Origin of the sequence: Lysinibacillus sp. BPa_S21 (assembly GCF_023337795.1) — a bacterium.
Lineage (GTDB): Bacteria > Bacillota > Bacilli > Bacillales_A > Planococcaceae > Lysinibacillus.
Genome location: NZ_JALIRS010000003.1, coordinates 43,614 through 61,195, shown reverse-complemented (window position 1 = coordinate 61,195; position 17,582 = coordinate 43,614). Strand labels below are relative to the sequence as shown.

Annotated in this window: 17 protein-coding genes; 12 read left to right on the top strand and 5 right to left on the bottom strand. The window is 38.2% G+C overall.

What is annotated here, in order from left to right; genetic code table 11:
- Positions 1-6: 6 nt before the first annotated feature.
- From ribF to MOK21_RS06185, 5 genes are all read left to right on the top strand, one after another.
- Positions 7-963 (top strand): riboflavin biosynthesis protein RibF, encoded by a 957-nt coding sequence (ribF, locus tag MOK21_RS06205; RefSeq protein WP_249073088.1) that lies wholly within the window; start codon positions 7-9, stop codon positions 961-963.
- A 291-nt stretch (positions 964-1,254) separates the two neighbouring features.
- Positions 1,255-1,524 carry a 30S ribosomal protein S15 gene (gene rpsO, locus MOK21_RS06200; RefSeq protein WP_249073087.1) on the top strand — a complete coding sequence of 90 codons (270 nt, stop codon included), beginning with the start codon at positions 1,255-1,257 and terminating at the stop codon, positions 1,522-1,524.
- A gap of 267 nt (positions 1,525-1,791) precedes the next feature.
- Positions 1,792-3,906 (top strand): polyribonucleotide nucleotidyltransferase, encoded by a 2,115-nt coding sequence (gene pnp, locus MOK21_RS06195; RefSeq protein WP_249073086.1) that lies wholly within the window; start codon positions 1,792-1,794, stop codon positions 3,904-3,906.
- A 269-nt stretch (positions 3,907-4,175) separates the two neighbouring features.
- Positions 4,176-4,319: a hypothetical protein gene (locus MOK21_RS06190; RefSeq protein ID WP_249073085.1), complete on the top strand. Its 144-nt coding sequence runs from the start codon at positions 4,176-4,178 to the stop codon at positions 4,317-4,319.
- 54 nt (positions 4,320-4,373) lie between these two features.
- Entirely contained in the window at positions 4,374-5,597 is a 1,224-nt protein-coding gene (locus MOK21_RS06185; RefSeq protein WP_249073084.1) for a M16 family metallopeptidase, read from the top strand.
- Between the two features lie 257 nt (positions 5,598-5,854).
- Here MOK21_RS06185 and MOK21_RS06180 read toward each other — a convergent pair whose 3' ends face one another.
- From MOK21_RS06180 to MOK21_RS06160, 5 genes are all read right to left on the bottom strand, one after another.
- Positions 5,855-6,262 carry a hypothetical protein gene (locus MOK21_RS06180; protein WP_249073083.1) on the bottom strand — a complete coding sequence of 136 codons (408 nt, stop codon included), beginning with the start codon at positions 6,260-6,262 and terminating at the stop codon, positions 5,855-5,857.
- 169 nt (positions 6,263-6,431) lie between these two features.
- Entirely contained in the window at positions 6,432-7,046 is a 615-nt protein-coding gene (locus MOK21_RS06175) for an ABC-2 transporter permease (RefSeq protein ID WP_249073082.1), read from the bottom strand.
- Between the two features lie 15 nt (positions 7,047-7,061).
- Complete coding sequence (locus MOK21_RS06170; RefSeq protein ID WP_249073081.1) at positions 7,062-7,685, bottom strand: ABC-2 transporter permease; 624 nt, start codon at positions 7,683-7,685, stop codon at positions 7,062-7,064.
- 2 nt (positions 7,686-7,687) lie between these two features.
- Positions 7,688-8,530 (bottom strand): ABC transporter ATP-binding protein, encoded by an 843-nt coding sequence (locus MOK21_RS06165; protein WP_249073080.1) that lies wholly within the window; start codon positions 8,528-8,530, stop codon positions 7,688-7,690.
- Positions 8,531-8,908 (bottom strand): GntR family transcriptional regulator, encoded by a 378-nt coding sequence (locus tag MOK21_RS06160; protein WP_249073079.1) that lies wholly within the window; start codon positions 8,906-8,908, stop codon positions 8,531-8,533.
- Between the two features lie 140 nt (positions 8,909-9,048).
- Between MOK21_RS06160 and MOK21_RS06155 the strand changes: the two genes are divergently transcribed.
- From MOK21_RS06155 to MOK21_RS06125, 7 genes are all read left to right on the top strand, one after another.
- Positions 9,049-9,312, top strand: coding sequence for a YlmC/YmxH family sporulation protein (locus MOK21_RS06155; RefSeq protein ID WP_053594254.1), 264 nt, complete (start codon positions 9,049-9,051; stop codon positions 9,310-9,312).
- A 9-nt stretch (positions 9,313-9,321) separates the two neighbouring features.
- Entirely contained in the window at positions 9,322-10,101 is a 780-nt protein-coding gene (locus MOK21_RS06150; protein WP_249073078.1) for a dipicolinate synthase, read from the top strand.
- Positions 10,095-10,685, top strand: a complete 591-nt coding sequence (locus MOK21_RS06145; RefSeq protein ID WP_249073077.1) for a dipicolinate synthase subunit B — start codon at positions 10,095-10,097, stop codon at positions 10,683-10,685. The genes MOK21_RS06150 and MOK21_RS06145 overlap by 7 nt, the downstream gene beginning before the upstream one ends.
- A gap of 82 nt (positions 10,686-10,767) precedes the next feature.
- Entirely contained in the window at positions 10,768-11,805 is a 1,038-nt protein-coding gene (locus tag MOK21_RS06140) for an aspartate-semialdehyde dehydrogenase (protein WP_249073076.1), read from the top strand.
- 13 nt (positions 11,806-11,818) lie between these two features.
- Positions 11,819-12,736 (top strand): 4-hydroxy-tetrahydrodipicolinate synthase, encoded by a 918-nt coding sequence (gene dapA / locus MOK21_RS06135; RefSeq protein WP_249073075.1) that lies wholly within the window; start codon positions 11,819-11,821, stop codon positions 12,734-12,736.
- A gap of 494 nt (positions 12,737-13,230) precedes the next feature.
- The gene (locus MOK21_RS06130; RefSeq protein ID WP_249073074.1) at positions 13,231-14,898 is read left to right on the top strand and encodes a ribonuclease J; all 1,668 of its coding nucleotides are present in this window, start codon (positions 13,231-13,233) and stop codon (positions 14,896-14,898) included.
- 309 nt (positions 14,899-15,207) lie between these two features.
- Complete coding sequence (locus tag MOK21_RS06125; RefSeq protein ID WP_249073073.1) at positions 15,208-17,496, top strand: FtsK/SpoIIIE family DNA translocase; 2,289 nt, start codon at positions 15,208-15,210, stop codon at positions 17,494-17,496.
- Positions 17,497-17,582: the final 86 nt, after the last annotated feature.

Sequence of the window (17,582 nt, the reverse complement as noted above, 5' to 3'; positions counted from 1 at the left end):
TTTAGTATGGAGGTCATTCATTTAAAATACCCACACCAACTACAGCAACGAGAAAGCATGCAGCCATATTCATTGGCCCTTGGTTTTTTTGATGGTGTACATAAAGGGCATCAGGCAGTTATTAAGGCAGCAAAGGAAGAAGGAGACAAGCGCCAAATTCCGACGGCTGTTATGACATTCGATCCACATCCTTCTTTGGTACTTGGCGGTCGTAACGAAAAAGTATTTTATATTACGTTATTACAGCAAAAATTGCAGCTTTTTGAAGAACAGGGTGTTGATACAGCATTTGTTGTACATTTCACATCTGATTTTGCAAAGCTTTCACCTGATGAATTTATAGATACATTTATTCGCGGATTGAACATTCAACATGTGACGGCTGGCTTTGATTATTCTTTTGGTGCATTTGGTAAAGGAAAAATGGAAGATATGCGTGCATTGAGTAATGGAGATTACGGTGTAACGGTTGTTGAAAAGAAAACCGACGAAATCGAAAAAATTAGCTCTACACGTATCCGTAAGCTTTTGCAAGAGGGAGATATGGAAGAAGCAAGATTGCTCCTAGGGCGACCATTTGAAATTACAGGTATCGTTGTGCATGGTGATAAGCGAGGACGCACAATAGGTTTCCCGACTGCAAATGTCCGAGCATTAGAGGGGACTTATATTCCAGCAAGTGGTGTGTACGCGGTTCGATTACTTGTACAAAATAATTGGTATGATGGTGTTTGTAATGTAGGCTATAAACCAACATTTAAAGATCCAAATGACAAACAATTATCCATCGAAGTTCATATTTTAAACTTCGAAAAAAACATCTACGGTGAAGAAGTGCATGTCGCTTGGTATAAACGTATAAGAAGTGAACGAAAGTTCGATGGTATTGAAGCTCTGAAAGCACAAATCCAAAAGGATAAACAAGAAGCAATTGAATATTTTACAACTATCACCAAAGGTTAAAGTGTACGCCATGAGTTGATTGGAGTGGAGACAGCGAAGCGGATGTTTTCTGTGCGAAAGCGAAGCGGCAGCAACAAAGCGCCCAATCGGAACGGAAATTAACCCCACGTTATGAAGATGAGCTTAAATCTACTTTAGCCTATGAATAGGCTTAGTTATCGCTTGCTTGACCATTTGATTTATGGTAACATTCATAAGTGCATAATATGCTTAACCTTAGCTCGGTATATCGATGACTCCAACGTTTACTGTGCTAATGGGGATAAACAATTATTTAGGAGGTCCATTTAAATGGCTATTTCAAAAGAACGTAAAAACGAAATTATTGCTGAGTTCCGTACTCACGAAAGTGACACTGGTTCTCCAGAAGTACAAGTTGCAGTATTAACAGAGGAAATTAACGCTCTAAACTCTCACTTACGTACACACAAAAAAGATTTCCACTCTGAGCGTGGTCTTCTTAAAATGGTAGGTCGTCGTCGTCACTTATTAAAATATCTTCGTGAAACTGACGTACAACGTTACCGTGAACTAATCACTCGTTTAGGCTTACGTCGCTAATTGTCATCGAAAAGCGGGATTAATCCCGCTTTTTCTTTATGTTTAATGAATTTTACTACTGAAAAAAGCATATATGACATAAATTTTAAGTAAAAAGCCTTGTTTCCATTAAATATAGAAATAAATCCTAAATAAATTGGCAATAACTTAATTTAAATGAATGATTATTTGATGAAATATTTAGCATAGAACAAGCATTTTTGGTACACTTACTATTAGTACATACAGACGAAGTAAGTGTTTTTATAATAGAGAGGGGTTCATTGAATGAACGAAAAGAAAGTCTATTCCTATGAATGGGCTGGCCGTCCGCTAGTAATCGAGGTTGGACAGTTAGCAAAACAAGCAAATGGAGCCGTATTAGTACGCTATGGTGATACATCAGTACTTTCAACAGCAACAATGTCAAAATCACCGAAACCACTTGATTTCTTCCCATTAACAGTAAACTACGAAGAGCGTTTATACGCAGCAGGTAAAATTCCTGGTGGCTTTATTAAACGTGAAGGACGTCCATCTGAAAAAGCAATATTAGCAAGCCGTTTAATCGATCGTCCAATTCGTCCGATGTTCCCAGACGGATTCCGTAATGAAGTACAAGTGATTTCAATGGTTATGTCTAACGATTCAGATTGCACATCTGAAATGGCTGCAATGCTTGGTTCATCATTAGCGTTAGCTATTTCGGATATTCCATTCGACGGACCGATTGCAGGTGTACAAGTTGGATATATTGACGGTAAATTTATCGTGAACCCAACAGTGGAACAATCTAATCAATCAACAGTTCATTTATCTGTAGCAGGTAACAAAGATGCTATCAATATGGTTGAAGCAGGTGCATTAGAAGTACCAGAAGAAGTAATGCTAGAAGCTATTATGTTCGGTCATGAAGAAATCAAAAAAATTATTGCTTTCCAAGAGCAAATTGTTGCAGAAGTAGGGAAAGAAAAATTACCTGTCACATTATTTGAAATTGATGAAGCGATTCAAGCAGATATAAAAGCAGCTTGTGAGACTGACATGCATGATGCCATTCAAACTGCAGAAAAACATGCACGTGATGAGGCTATTCAAGCGGTAAAAGATCGTGTTATTGCTTCTTATGAAGAGCAAGAAGCGGATGAAGTAACAATGAAGCAAGTGTATACAATTTTAGATAAAATGGTTAAAGACGAAGTACGTCGTCAAATTACAGAAGATAAAGTTCGCCCAGATGGTCGTAAGTTAGACGAAATCCGTCCACTGTCTTCTGAAACAGGCTTATTACAACGTACGCACGGTTCAGCATTATTTACACGTGGACAAACACAAGCCCTTTCTATTTGTACTTTAGGTGCACTTGGTGATGTACAAATTATTGACGGTTTAGGTGTAGAAGAATCTAAACGCTTCATGCATCACTATAACTTCCCACAATTCTCAGTAGGGGAAACAGGCCCAATTCGTGGACCAGGTCGTCGTGAAATCGGTCATGGTGCACTAGGAGAACGTGCTCTTGACGCGGTTATTCCGGACGAATCGGTATTCCCATATACAATCCGTTGTGTATCGGAAGTACTTGAATCAAACGGTTCTACATCTCAAGCTTCTATCTGTGCTTCAACGTTAGCGATGATGGATGCTGGTGTTCCTTTAAAAGCACCTGTAGCAGGTATTGCAATGGGTCTTATTAAAAAAGGAGAACACTACTCTATTTTAACTGATATTCAAGGTATGGAAGACCACCTTGGAGATATGGACTTTAAAGTTGCAGGTACAGCTAAAGGTGTAACAGCACTTCAAATGGACATTAAAATTGATGGTTTATCACGAAATATTTTAGAAGAAGCATTAACACAAGCTAAAATTGGCCGTATGCACATTTTAGAATCGATGCTTGCTACTCTTGCAGAACCACGTGAAAAATTATCTGCATTTGCACCGAAAATCGTGATCGTGAAAATTAATCCTGATAAGATTCGCGATGTTATCGGACCTGGTGGTAAACAAATTAACAAAATTATTGAAGAAACTGGCGTAAAAATTGATACTGAGCAAGATGGTACAATTTACATCTCTTCTGCAGATGAAGAAATGAACGCTCGTGCAAAACAAATTATCGAAGACATCGTACGCGAAGCAAAAGTTGGCGAGTATTACTTATCAACAGTTAAACGTATTGAAAAATTCGGTGCGTTCTGTGAAATATTCCCAGGTAAAGATGGCTTACTTCACATCTCTGAAATTCAAGAGGAACGTACAAAACAAGTTGAAGATGTATTAAAACTTGGCGATCAGTTACTTGTAAAAGTTATTGAAATTGACAAGCAAGGTCGTGTGAATTTATCTCGTAAAGTAGTTATTCAAGAGGAAAAAGAACGCGCTGAGCAAGATAAATAATAATTGTAAAAAAGGCTGCGTATAATGCGCAGCCTTTTTTAAATAAAATATAAGTAAAATGGTTCAATAAGGGATACTTTGGGGGGAGCTTCACATTATGGTTCATCACCAAAAGTTGTGGATGACTTTTGTTAAAACGTCTACTATGTAAATAAGTTGATTGGAGTGGAGGCTGGGCGACTCCTCGGGGATCAGCGTCACAGATGAGACCCTGGAGCGAGCAACGCGAGTGAAGCAGCTCATCGGACGCCCCCAGGAAGCTCTGCTCTGTGCGAAAGCGAAGCGACAGCAACAAATGTTTTATCTGTGCGAAAGCGAAGCGACAGCAACAAATGTTTTATCTGTGCGAAAGCGAAGCGACAGCAACAACAAAGCGCCCAGTCGGAACGGAAATCAACCACACGTTTTGGTGATAATCCCTCATTATGCCTTTAATGTAGAACCAGAGATAAATTGGGGGAGATTTTTTGGTACAAGTACATACATGTCAGAATGGTGTGCGTATTGTGTCTGAGCAAATTGATCATGTAAGATCTGTTGCGCTAGGCATTTTTGTGAATGCAGGATCTCGTTATGAGCTGCCTGAGGAAAATGGCATTACGCATTTTATAGAGCATATGCTTTTTAAAGGGACAAAAACCCGATCAGCTCGCCAAATTGCAGAAGAATTTGATCGCATTGGTGGCGAGTTAAATGCTTTTACATCCAAGGAAAACACGTGTTATTATGCAAAGGTTTTAGACCATCATGCTGAACGTGCAGTGACAATTTTAGCGGATATGTTCTTTAATTCTACGTTTGCAGAAGAAGAGTTAGAGAAGGAAAGACAAGTTGTGCTTGAGGAAATATTAATGAGTGAAGACGCACCTGATGACGATGTTCATGAAAAACTATGGGAAGTCATGTATCCAAACGACGCACTTGGTCGCCCAATTCTAGGAACTGCGGCTACTTTAAAAACATTTACAGCAGATATGATCCGTCACTATATGGCAAAACATTATGGACCGGAATCCGTTGTTATTTCAATAGCAGGAAATATTTCTGCAAAACTTTTGCAAACAATTGAAGATTTATTTGGCCAATATGAGCCATCTCCATTGGCGGTGGAGCCGGTGCTTTCCAATCCTGATTTTAATCCAGGAGAGATTTCAAAAACTCGCGATACGGAGCAAGCGCATTTAGCTATTTCTTATCCTGCAATTGGCGTAAAGGATCCAGATATGTATAGCTTTATTGCACTTAATAACATTATTGGGGGTAATATGAGCTCTCGTTTGTTCCAAGAAGTACGTGAAGAACGTGGTTTAGCCTATTCAATATTTTCTTACCAATCTTGCTATGCGGATGTTGGGGCGTTTACGATTTATGGTAGTACAAGTCGTCAGCAACTATCACAGCTTCAACATACAATTGATGCGACATTACTTGATATTGTAGCAGGTGGCGTAACAGAGGAAGAACTTATGAATGCGAAGGAACAGCTGAAGGGAAGTTTTGTACTCGGTTTGGAGGGGACAGGCGCTCGTATGAATCGTAACGGTACAAGTGAAATCGTCCATCGCAAACATCGTTCAGTAGACGAAGTATTAGCGTCAATCGATGCTGTATCCATGGAATCAATTGACCGTTTAATTGCAAAAATCTTAAAAGCTGAGCCAGCCATTTCAATTATTGGCCCAGAAGCATAAAAATACTTCTACATTTGACGAAGCATCTATAAGAAGAATAGCAATTGAACAGCACCTTTCTAAAGGGGAATTTGTGAATAGATTAGCGGTCCAAACATACATTGCAGAAAATTAAGAACGATGGTAACTAATCCATTTGAGCAGTTCAAATAGAAAAATTAGCCTTATTAAATTACTTTAACAAGGCTAATTTAACTATTCTTCAAACTACATATGATCGTAATTATTTGGAGGTATTTTTATAAAATAATGATTTATTATTTTCTTTCTAAGATAATCTCCTCTTCATTATCATTCCAACTAATTGTGAAGACTGGTTTATCCTTTTTAGTTAAAGTTCCTTTCCATATTGCAGAACTAGAGCTTGTATATTGCCCGTTTTCATCTAATTCAATTGTACTTTCGCCCCATTTACCAAGATTAGTTTGTACTGCGAATTGAAATTCTCCAATACTGCTTAAATCTGAACCCTGATATTTTAAAAGAATAGAACGTTGCACTTCTTCTGTACCGATATTATTGAGTATATATTCAACTTCAACTTTCCAATTTTCATTTTCCCCTTCATAAGTGAGCTTTTCATCACTTCCACTTTGTCCAAAAAGAAAATAACTCCCAATGCCTAAAATTCCTGCGATCAATATTCCAACTAAAGTTTTTTTCATTTATTTAATCCCCTTACGCTCATTATACCGAAATAACCCAAACGCTTGATGAATTATTCTACACCGTTAGTTGAATCTGGGTAGAATCCGGGACGCAACCCCTCGTTTTAATCGAAAAGCCATCCTTTATTTAGGACATCTTCATTTCGTTGACATAATAGTTTTCCGATCAATTTACATCTTTTATTAAATATAAGGTAAGGCTTTGTCGGAAAATAAATAGACTAATGACGATACTGATAATTGTAGGGATCAAAATTATCGATAAATTTGCTACAACTTGTGATAAAAAATAATGAATAGGGAAGTTGATGATAAAAATAAGGAAGATGGCAGTCATCATTTTAAAATAACGCATCCCGTTTGCCTTGCCTAGATGATGGATATAAAACTGAACACAGATGAATAAAGAGGCACTGCTAATATATGCGAAATACATGGCAAAATGCTCTAAAAAGTTTTCGTCGGCTGCAGATTGTGAAAAATAAGCAGGGGCCATTAGCACAAAAAGAAGTGCCACCCAACCATAACTAAATAGGAAATCAGCCTGTAGCTGTGTTTTCTTCGTTAAAGGAAGACTATTAACGAACAATTCCCAATTCACTTTAAGATCGTCTTCATAAAACCCTCTTACGAATGAAGCGGAAAAAACAACAACAACCAACCCAATTGAGGGGCTATCTAAAAAAGGTATATCAATGTAATTAATGAGCATACATATGGCAATTGCAAAAAGGATGGACCATTTTTGCACTATTATTCTTTGCAAAAGTAAAGCCTGCATTATCTCTTTCCCTCCCTAGAATTCTTTATGTTTATAGATTGCGGTTGAAATGAGAGAGGACAGCCATAGGATGAAAAGACCACCAAAAGGTGCTAAAAATATATATTGCTTTATGTTTATTAAAACTAAGTGAATATCAGGCAATTGCTTGCTAATTAGGCCAGAAAAAAAGCCAGGTATGAAGCATATAGCAATAAGAACCATTCTTCCTTTTATGGAACCGAATTTAATATAGATCGGTAATAAAAGTGCTAGCATACACAGGGCTAATGTCACAAGAAGATTAAATGTTAGAAAAAACTCTGCTGAAGCCCAGTTATTAAAACGGTGAATAAAAAATACAATCGGTAATGCAAGGATAAGCCCAAAAAGCATAAGAAGGATACTAAGTATATATTTACTAAGTACTATGTCCCCTTTTGAAATGGGTAAAGTATTTGCATATTTATCCCAGCTGCTTTGTTCATCATAGGTAAGAGCAGTTATAGTTTGAAAGGTTACGATAAATATAATAATTGTAAAGAGTATTAAACTTTGTTGCATGAAAATTGATGTAATTAGGAAAAAGGTTAGCACGAAGGCCTGTGTTTTTATTTGACGTTTAATCGTCATTAAATCTTTTAAGATAAGACCTGTCATGTTCAAACACTACCTTTCACATAAAATAGCATAATATCTTCTATAGAAGGCTTTTCAAGAGAAAATACCTCATTTACTTCATTTTTCAGAACTAAGGCTTCTATGCCAAAGGCTCCATTACGTTTTCTAATAATGGCGTGTTCTGGTATGGCACTTATTTCCTCTTTATTACCTTTAAATATTCCGTATTCGTAGTGCAGTACGTCTTTATCTTCACTGAATAAAATTTCCCCATTATGAATGAATGTAATATAGTCAGCAATCTTCTCTAAATCACTTGTTATATGAGAAGAAAAAAGAATACTATGGGTTTCATCCTGCATAAACGTTAAAAATAAATCGAGAATTTCATCACGAATTATCGGATCTAGCCCACTCGTTGGTTCATCTAAAATTAATAGCTTTGGATGATGGGACAGGGCTAATGCAATGGACAGCTTCATCCTCATTCCACGGGAAAATTCTTTTACCTTCTTCCTCTGTGGAATTTTAAATTGTGCTAATCGCTCAAAATAATAGTTGGAATCCCATGTTTTAAACACTTTTTTCATAAATTTGTCGAGTTGCGTCGCATTGAGCGTTTCCGGTACATGTAAATCGTCAAAAACTACACCGATGTCGTTTTTTATCGCTAACTCATGTTCGACAATATCCTTGCCGAATAGCAAAATTTCGCCGTATTCTTTTTTTAGTAAGTTAAGTATGCATTTAATGGTAGTAGACTTCCCGGCACCGTTTTCTCCTACAAAACCCATGACAGTGCCTTGAGGTACTGAAAAACTAACATCATTAAGAGAAAATCCTGTAAAGCTTTTGCGTAAATCATGAATTTCAATAGCATTCATTTAGTTGTCCTCCTCCAAAATTAATGAAAGTAACTCCTGTAATTCCTCGTTTGCCAGCCCAGCCGTTTTGGCTGTTCTCACTGCTTTTTGTAAATGCTCTTCAACTTGACGCAATAATTCCTCACGTAGAAAATCTTGATTTCGTTCTGTAACAAAGCTTCCTTTTCCAGCGACCGTTTCGATAAATCCATCTCGCTCTAAATCAGCATAAGCACGCTTCGTTGTCATAACACTAATTTTTAAATCCTTTGCAAGTGCACGAATAGAAGGTAGTGCATCACCGGCCTGTAATTTATTGGCTAGTATCGCTTCCTTAAGCTGTACGGTTATTTGCTCATAGATGGGTTTATCGCTGGCGTTGCTTAAATGGATATGCATAATCTTTCACCTCACAACTGTATATACACACTATACACAGTCGCGAAGATAAATGCAACTTTTTCGTTCTTTGGGTAAGGGTCACGAATTGCAAAAACTCGGCATATATTGGGGTAACGGTTCAAGGAGGGAGATGAGGGATGCTACTATCAGAGATGGTGGATAAAGAGTTAATTCAAGTTGAAGGTGGCGTACACTTCGGCATATTGGCACATACGGAATGTCTATTAGATGTGCAAACAGGAAAGATTCATGGTTTTGAAATTGTTAAAGATAAATTACCATTCCAAAAAAAGAAAGTGAAAGTTAGTGAAATGATACCTTGGCACGAAATAATACTAATTGGTGAAGATCGGATTTTATTTAACAAAACAACTACGGTACAGTCAGAATTTTTACAGTGAGGTGAGCTTTTGGAAAATGAAAAATGGCTTGTTATCGGTGAGGATCTAAGGTTAAAGGAAATGGCTACAATGCTAAGAAGCCCATCGAGAACTGTATTTTATAAAAGAACATCAGTTTGGAATGAAGAGTTAAATAAGCTTGTATTAGAATACCAACCAAATAGAATTATTCTTCCTATTCTTCCACTAAAAATAGAAGTGGAACAGCTTTATGGGATATCTCAAGTTAAGTTTTATACAGGGCGTTTGACTATGCATTGGAAGCAATTACTTGAGAATAATGAAACAAATTGCTATTTACAACAAGAATCTTTTATTTGGCAAAACGCAAGATTAACAGCGGAGGGATTTATCGCCACGTTTTACGGACTCGAGCAAAAATGTATTTACGGACAAAACTTTACTATCGCAGGTTTTGGACGCACAGCCAAAATGCTCGCATCTTTACTCGTCAAGATGGGTGCTAATGTCCATATAGTAGCGCGTTCAGTTGTACAAGTGAGTGAAGCTAGGGCATATGGTTATAAAGCCACGGATTTAGATGATCGCCAATGGTCAATTCATGATGGGATTTTTATCAATACGATTCCAGCTAAGTGGATTACAGAATCATTCAAAGATCATGTCCCAGCTGTACTATATGATTTGGCTTCAGAGCCGGGCTGTTTAGATATAGACGCTGAGCAATTACAAACGTACGTGCTATTGCCATCATTACCTGGGAAATACTTTGCACATGATGCAGCTACGATATTGTGCAAGGCAATAGAGGAGGAAGAAAATTGTTAACGGGGAAACGAATAGGATTAGGTATTACAGCCTCGCACTGTACGTATGAGGATGTAATACCTAAAATTCAAAACTTTATCGATGCAGGAGCAACAGTGGTTCCAATCATTACACATTCCGTATTACATGCGGCTACACGTTTTGGTACCGGAGAGGAGTGGATTGCCAAAATAGAGGAATTGACTGGAGAGAAAGTGATCTCCTCTATTAAAGAGGCAGAACCATTCGGACCATCCAATCCATTGGATGCGATGGTTATAGCACCAATGACAGGTAATAGTATTAGTAAATTTGCTAATGCAGCAACTGATAGTCCAGTATTGATGGCTGCTAAAGCAACATTGCGAAACGGTTCGCCTGTCGTCTTAGGCATATCAACAAATGATGCGCTTGGCTTAAATGGTATGAATATTATGAGGCTGTTAAATGCAAAGAACATTTACTTTATTCCATTCGGGCAGGACTCACCACATTCAAAACCCAATTCCTTGATTGCTGATTTTGATCAAATGGTTGCAACTGTTCATGAAGCGATTACGGAGAAAAAGCAATTACAACCACTGTTTATACAATATTTCAAATAATTCGATGATTACACACAATTTTCAGTATTTTTGTGATACAATAGCACACATTATGGAACAAGTATTCAAGGAGAGATGACAGATGACAAAGCAGTTAACGGTTGCGGTTGTTGGAGCAACAGGAGCAGTAGGCACAAAAATGATGGAACAACTAATTAAACGGAATTTTCCAATCGGAGATATTAAGTTTTTGGCTTCTGCACGTTCAGCAGGGAAACCAATCGAGTTTAATGGTAAGACATATACTATTGAAGAAGCGACACCTGAAGCTTTTGAAGGCGTCAATGTCGCTTTATTCTCAGCTGGTGGTTCGGTTTCAGCGGTGCTAGCGCCAGAAGCGGCAAAACGTGGTGCAGTAGTGATCGATAACACGAGCCATTTCCGCATGGATCCAGACGTACCACTAGTTGTTCCAGAAGTAAATCGTGGCGATCTTGCTAAGCATAAAGGGATTATTGCGAATCCAAACTGCTCTACGATTCAAATGATGGCTGCACTTGAACCTATTCGTAAGGCATATGGCTTAACTAAAGTTATTGTATCGACATACCAAGCGGTTTCAGGTGCAGGTATTTCAGCTATTCAGGAATTAAAGGCACAAAGTGAAAACTGGGATGCAGGTAAGGATGTAGAAGCAAATATTTTACCTTCTGGTAGCGACAAACGTCATTATCCAATCGCTCGTAATGTCATTCCACAAATTGATAAATTTACAGACAATGGCTTTACATATGAAGAAATGAAAATGATTAATGAAACGAAAAAAATCATGCATGCACCAGAACTAAAAGTAGCTGCAACTTGTGTTCGTGTGCCAGTCGTTTCAGGACACTCTGAATCTGTTTATATTGAAGTAGAAAAAGAAGCAACGGTACAGGAAATTTTTGAAGTATTACGCAGTGCACCAGGTGTAGTATTACAAGATGATATCGCAACACAAACTTACCCAATGCCTATCTATGCAGAAGGGGAAGATGCTACTTTTGTAGGGCGTATCCGTCAAGATTTAGACAATAAAAAAGGGTTCCACCTATGGATCGTTTCTGACAATCTTTTAAAAGGCGCTGCATTAAACTCTATTCAAATTGCAGAAGCAATGCTGGAGGATAACTTACTATAAGAGGGGTGTAAGGATGAATTTAGGTCGAATTGGAACGGCGATGATTACGCCGTTCAAAGAAGATGGCACGATTAATTATCCAGAACTAGAACGTATTATTAATTATTTGATTGATAATGGTACAGATTGTATTGTCGCTTGTGGCACAACCTCTGAAAATCCAACTATGTCCACAGAAGAAAAAATTGAAGTTGTTCGCTTTACAGTAGAAAAAGCAGCAGGTCGTGTACCTGTAATTGCAGGTACAGGGGATAACGAAACGGCGTACTCTATTGCAATGACGCACAAGGCAGAAGAAAATGGTGCAAATGGTATCATGCTTGTAGCACCATATTATAATAAGCCAAATCAACGCGGTATTTTTGCGCATTTTGAAACAATTGCCAAAGAAACAAGTTTACCTGTCATGCTTTATAACGTGCCAGGACGCACAGGCATCAATGTTGCCTATGAAACTTCCGTTGCTTTAAGTAAAATTCCTAATATTTCATGGATTAAAGAAGCGAGCGGCAATCTAGATCAAATGGGCGATATTATTGAGAATGTTGATTCAGATGATAATTTCTTAGTTTATAGCGGAGATGATGGTTTAACACTCCCACTACTAGCAATCGGCGGAGCAGGTATTATTTCAGTTGCTGCTCATGTTGTAGGAAATGATATGCAATTAATGATTAAAGCGTTTGAAGAAGGAAATCACGAGCTAGCAGCCAAAATTCACCGAGCATTATTACCACTTGTACGTGCGCTATTCGCACAGCCAAACCCATCGCCTGTAAAATACGCGATGACCAAATTAGGCTTTGATACACTAAATGTTCGTCTGCCAATGATGGAAATGACAGATGAAGAGAAAGCAAACTTTGACCGAATTTGGGATACTTATCAAGAAAAAGCGAGAAGCTTTAGGCAAATAAGTACCTTCAGTTAAATACTCAGACCGTCAACAAACGTGAGATTTTTTGTTTGTTGACGGTCTTTTTTCTTTGTTAGAAATAAAGATTGCTTCGATGGGAGGCCCCTCATGGAAGATAGTATGGAGGGGAAACTGCTCAGGTCAGGCGGAGATCCGCTCGGGTAGGAGTGAAAATCGCTCAGGTTAGGAAGAGATCCGCTCGGGTAGGAATAAAAACAGCTCAGGTCAGGCAGAGATCCACTCAAGCGCTAGAATCCCCATACAAAGTATGGCTTACAAATAGCGATAGATCCCCATCTACAAAAGCTACGTCGTTAAAATAAAGACAAAAACTAGGCCTTTCACATTGCCACATCTCAATCTAGCTTTCCATCTATTAGAAATAAAATTAGCAATAAATTTCTGTTTCCAATATGAAAGTTGTATTTTTAATTTGTGCAAAAGCTTTGCAAACCGTATAATAAATCTTAAGTGGTTGCTGTTCGGGATATTTTTTAGGAGGAAATAAATTGACAAAAAAGAAAAATGAATTAATTCGCATCATTCCACTTGGTGGCGTGGGCGAAATTGGAAAAGCAATGTACGTAGTAGAAATTGACGAAGAGCTATTTGTAGTGGATAGCGGTTTAATGTTCCCTGAAGACGAAATGCTGGGCATTGATATCGTAATTCCAGATATTACGTATTTAGAAGAAAATAAAGATCGCGTGAAGGGGATTTTCTTAACACATGGTCACGAAGATGCAATTGGCTCGATTGCCTATGTTCTACAGAAAGTGAAAGCGCCAGTGTACGGATCAAAATTAACAATTGCACTTGCAAAGGAACATTTAAAGGAATTGCCTGCACCACATCAGGTAAAATTCTTTGAGGTTACGAACCGTAGTCGTATGAATTTTAACTCAACGTATGTGACATTCTTCCATACAACACATAGTATTCCCGATTCGTTAGGGGTAGTGTTCCATACATCTGAAGGAGCAATTGTTCATACAGGTGAGTTTAAATTCGATCAATCAGCGACAGGTAAATTTAAGCCTGATTTAGCAAAAATGGCTCAGTTAGGAGAAGAAGGCGTATTTATTCTGTTATCTGAGTCTAGTGAAGCTGAGCGACCAGGTTATACAACATCTGAGCTTGTGATTGAAGAGCAATTATCAAAAACATTCCATTCAGCACCAGGTCGTATTTTAGTTGCTGTTTATGCATCGAATTTTATTCGTATTCAACAAGTATTTACACAAGCTCAAAAGTCGTTCCGTAAAGTAGTCATTGTAGGAAAACCTTTAGAAAAAGCTGTGGATTTAGGTGTCCAGCTAGGTCATTTAACGGTTGAGGAAGATACAATCATCCCAATCTCAGAAATGCAAAAATATCAAGATGATGAGATTATTATCATTGCTACAGGTAATAAAGGGGAGCCACTTGATGCATTAGAAAAAATCGTCCGCAAACATCACCGAGACATTAAAATAAAGCAAAACGATACAGTATTAATTACGTTCACACCGTCTCCTAGTATGGAAGTACAAATGGCTAATACGATGAACTCTATCGCAAAAGCAGGTGCTGAGATTCTAACATCTAGTAAGAATGTACATGTGTCGGGTCACGGAAGCCAAGAGGACTTAAAATTAATGCTAAACTTAATGCAACCGAAGTACTTTATCCCTGTGCAAGGTGAGTACCGTATGCTTATTGCTCACTCTAAGCTTGCTCAACAACTAGGTATGCATAAATCTCAAATTTTTATCGCCGATAAAGGGGATATTGTAGAATATAAAAATGGTAAAATGCGAATGAGTGGCCGTGTACAAGCTGGTAATGTATTAATAGACGGTATTGGTGTTGGCGATGTAGGTAATATCGTACTGCGCGATCGTAAGTTATTATCGCAGGATGGTATTTTCATCGTTGTCGTAACATTAAACCGTGCTCAAAAGAAAATTGCATCTGGTCCAGAAATTTTATCGCGTGGATTCGTATATGTACGCGAATCAGAGGAATTAATGGTAGAAGCTTCTGATATTGCTAAAAATGTTATTGAAAAATACGTTGGTAAAGATACGTTTGAATGGACAAACATTAAACAAGAAATTAGAGATACACTGAATACGTATTTATTCCAAAAAACGAAGCGCCGCCCAATGATTATCCCAATCATTATGGAATATTAAAATTGAAAGATCATCGTTGAACGAAAAAGGATTTTCTAACCGAATGTAAACGGTGGAAAATCCTTTTTTGGCTCAAACCAAAGTTGAGAATGGGGTTTAATGAAATATATACCTTTTATGTAAGTTGATTGGAGTGGAGGCTGGGCGACTCCTTGGGGATCAGCGATAGGGGAACGAAGCGCCCAGCCGGAACGGAAATCAGCCACACGTTATGGTAATAAGTTTTTTGAAATAATCAAGTTTTACATGTTATTATCCATATTATTATTCGCTACGTAAAAGAATGGATTGTAAAAGAAGGTGAAATAGATGGCGACTAGGAAAAAAAGAAAAGTCACAAAAGGAAAAGCGACGACAGAAAAAAAAGAAATGCATCCGCTTATGTATGAAATTATAGGTCTGATCTTAATTGCATTGGCGGTCATTATGATTTTTGAATATGGCATGATCGGACGTATTCTACAGACAATCGCCATGTTTTTTTTAGGGAATTTACATTTTGCTGTGCCTTGTATGCTGATATATGTAGCGTTATTACTAATGATTGGGCGAAAAAAAGTAAGTATTTATAATCGTCTAATTTTAGGTATGCTCCTCATTGTTATGAGTTTAACAATTTTTAGTCACGGCATTCTCTTTGAACAATTATCAAAATCTGGTGGTTTATTATCAGACTCTGTGTTACGAGAATCTTGGCGAATTTTAATTAATTCAGAGGGCATTATCCATCGAAGTAATGCACTTGGCGGAGGTATGATTGGTGCACTGTTATTCAGTGCTCTACATGTATTATTTGAGGCAACAGGTGCGAAGGTCGTTGCATGGGTTATTTTCTTTATCGGCTTAATTTTAGTAACAGGAAAGGCACTTGTTCCATATTTAGCGGAAAAAATGCCCGCTCTTTTTGGTAAATGGCAAAAGAAACATCGCGAAAAGAAAAAAAGTGTGCCTAAAAAACCTACTAATCGCCGTTCAAAAGTAGAAAGTAAGGATGAAATTGCAGCTGTCGATCAGGAGCCTGAGGTACAAGAGGAAGAAGAGATTGCTCATGAACCAATCATCTCAGCCTTTACTCAGAATGTGTCACATGAACGAGAAGTATTTGCAACACCAGAAAATGAAGACCTTGAACATGGAGAGATTGTTGATGATGTCCATATTGAAGGTGCAGATGCTGTGGAAAATGCAGATTATCAACTTCCATCGTATAATCTATTACAATTACCGCCACAGCATGACCAAAGCGGCGAATATTCTGTCATACAGGCAAATGCGAAAAAACTTGAGCAAACTCTACAGAGCTTTGGTGTAAAGGCAAAAGTAACACAAGTTCATTTAGGTCCAGCTGTGACGAAATACGAAATATTACCAGATGTAGGTGTGAAAGTAAGTAAAATTGTAAACTTACAGGATGATCTTGCCTTAGCACTTGCTGCGAAGGACATCCGTATGGAAGCACCAATCCCTGGGAAGTCTGCGATTGGCATCGAAGTACCAAATAGTGAGGTAGCCATTGTTACACTTCGGGAAGTGTTAGAGTCTAAGGATGGTGCCAAGCCCGAGGCATTATTACAAGTGGCGTTCGGTCGTGATATTACTGGACAAGCAGTACTTGCTGAGCTCAATAAAATGCCACATTTACTTGTTGCAGGTTCAACCGGTAGTGGGAAAAGTGTGTGTATAAATGGTATTATCGTTTCAATCCTAATGCGTACAAAACCACATGAGGTAAAGCTCATGATGATTGACCCGAAAATGGTGGAGTTAAATGTTTATAATGGCATTCCACATCTCCTAGCACCCGTTGTTACAGATGCCCGTAAAGCATCTCAGGCGCTGAAGAAAGTTGTGGCTGAAATGGAGCGCCGCTATGATCTATTTTCTCATACTGGTACTCGTAATATCGAAGGCTACAATGGTCATGTACAAAAAGTGAATGAGCAAACGGATGAAAAACATCCGAAATTACCTTATATTGTGGTCATTGTTGACGAGTTAGCAGACTTAATGATGGTTGCCTCAAGTGATGTAGAGGATTCTATTACACGTTTAGCTCAAATGGCACGTGCAGCAGGGATTCATCTAATCATTGCAACCCAACGACCAAGTGTAGATGTATTGACAGGTGTTATTAAAGCAAATATCCCTTCTCGTATAGCCTTTGCAGTATCGTCAGCAATCGATTCTAGAACGATATTAGACATGGGCGGAGCGGAACGTTTACTCGGTCGTGGTGATATGTTGTTTTTACCTGCCGGTGCATCTAAACCAAAACGTGTGCAAGGTGCCTTCTTATCAGATCAAGAAGTTGAATCAATAGTTAGCTTTGTTATAGAACAGCAAAAAGCACAATATCAGGAGGAAATGATACCGACCGAAGAAGAGACAATTTTAGAGGAAACGGACGAATTATTTGATGAGGCTGTGCAGTTAGTTGTAAGTATGCAGACGGCTTCTGTTTCGATGTTGCAGCGCCGCTTCCGTATCGGCTATTCGAGAGCTGCTCGTATTGTCGATCAAATGGAGCAACGCGGTATTGTCGGGCCTTCAGAGGGTAGTAAACCTCGTCAAGTGCTCATTCATCAATACGATAATTAATGACGAAATAGCGACAAAAAGTTGAATAATGTTGGGTGCATGAAGTAGGCCCAAACGCATTTCAAAATTCGGACGTAATTACGCTA

Excerpts from the sequence above, each read along its gene's own strand:
- MOK21_RS06155 (WP_053594254.1), top strand. The coding sequence starts at position 9,049 with ATGCTACTATCAGAGATGGTGGATAAAGAGTTAATTCAAGTTGAAGGT.
- MOK21_RS06180 (WP_249073083.1), bottom strand. The coding sequence starts at position 6,262 with ATGAAAAAAACTTTAGTTGGAATATTGATCGCAGGAATTTTAGGCATT.
- MOK21_RS06175 (WP_249073082.1), bottom strand. The coding sequence starts at position 7,046 with ATGCAGGCTTTACTTTTGCAAAGAATAATAGTGCAAAAATGGTCCATC.
- dapA (WP_249073075.1), top strand. The coding sequence starts at position 11,819 with ATGAATTTAGGTCGAATTGGAACGGCGATGATTACGCCGTTCAAAGAA.
- MOK21_RS06125 (WP_249073073.1), top strand. The coding sequence starts at position 15,208 with ATGGCGACTAGGAAAAAAAGAAAAGTCACAAAAGGAAAAGCGACGACA.
- ribF (WP_249073088.1), top strand. The coding sequence starts at position 7 with ATGGAGGTCATTCATTTAAAATACCCACACCAACTACAGCAACGAGAA.
- MOK21_RS06165 (WP_249073080.1), bottom strand. The coding sequence starts at position 8,530 with ATGAATGCTATTGAAATTCATGATTTACGCAAAAGCTTTACAGGATTT.
- MOK21_RS06160 (WP_249073079.1), bottom strand. The coding sequence starts at position 8,908 with ATGCATATCCATTTAAGCAACGCCAGCGATAAACCCATCTATGAGCAA.
- rpsO (WP_249073087.1), top strand. The coding sequence starts at position 1,255 with ATGGCTATTTCAAAAGAACGTAAAAACGAAATTATTGCTGAGTTCCGT.
- pnp (WP_249073086.1), top strand. The coding sequence starts at position 1,792 with ATGAACGAAAAGAAAGTCTATTCCTATGAATGGGCTGGCCGTCCGCTA.
- MOK21_RS06170 (WP_249073081.1), bottom strand. The coding sequence starts at position 7,685 with ATGACAGGTCTTATCTTAAAAGATTTAATGACGATTAAACGTCAAATA.
- MOK21_RS06140 (WP_249073076.1), top strand. The coding sequence starts at position 10,768 with ATGACAAAGCAGTTAACGGTTGCGGTTGTTGGAGCAACAGGAGCAGTA.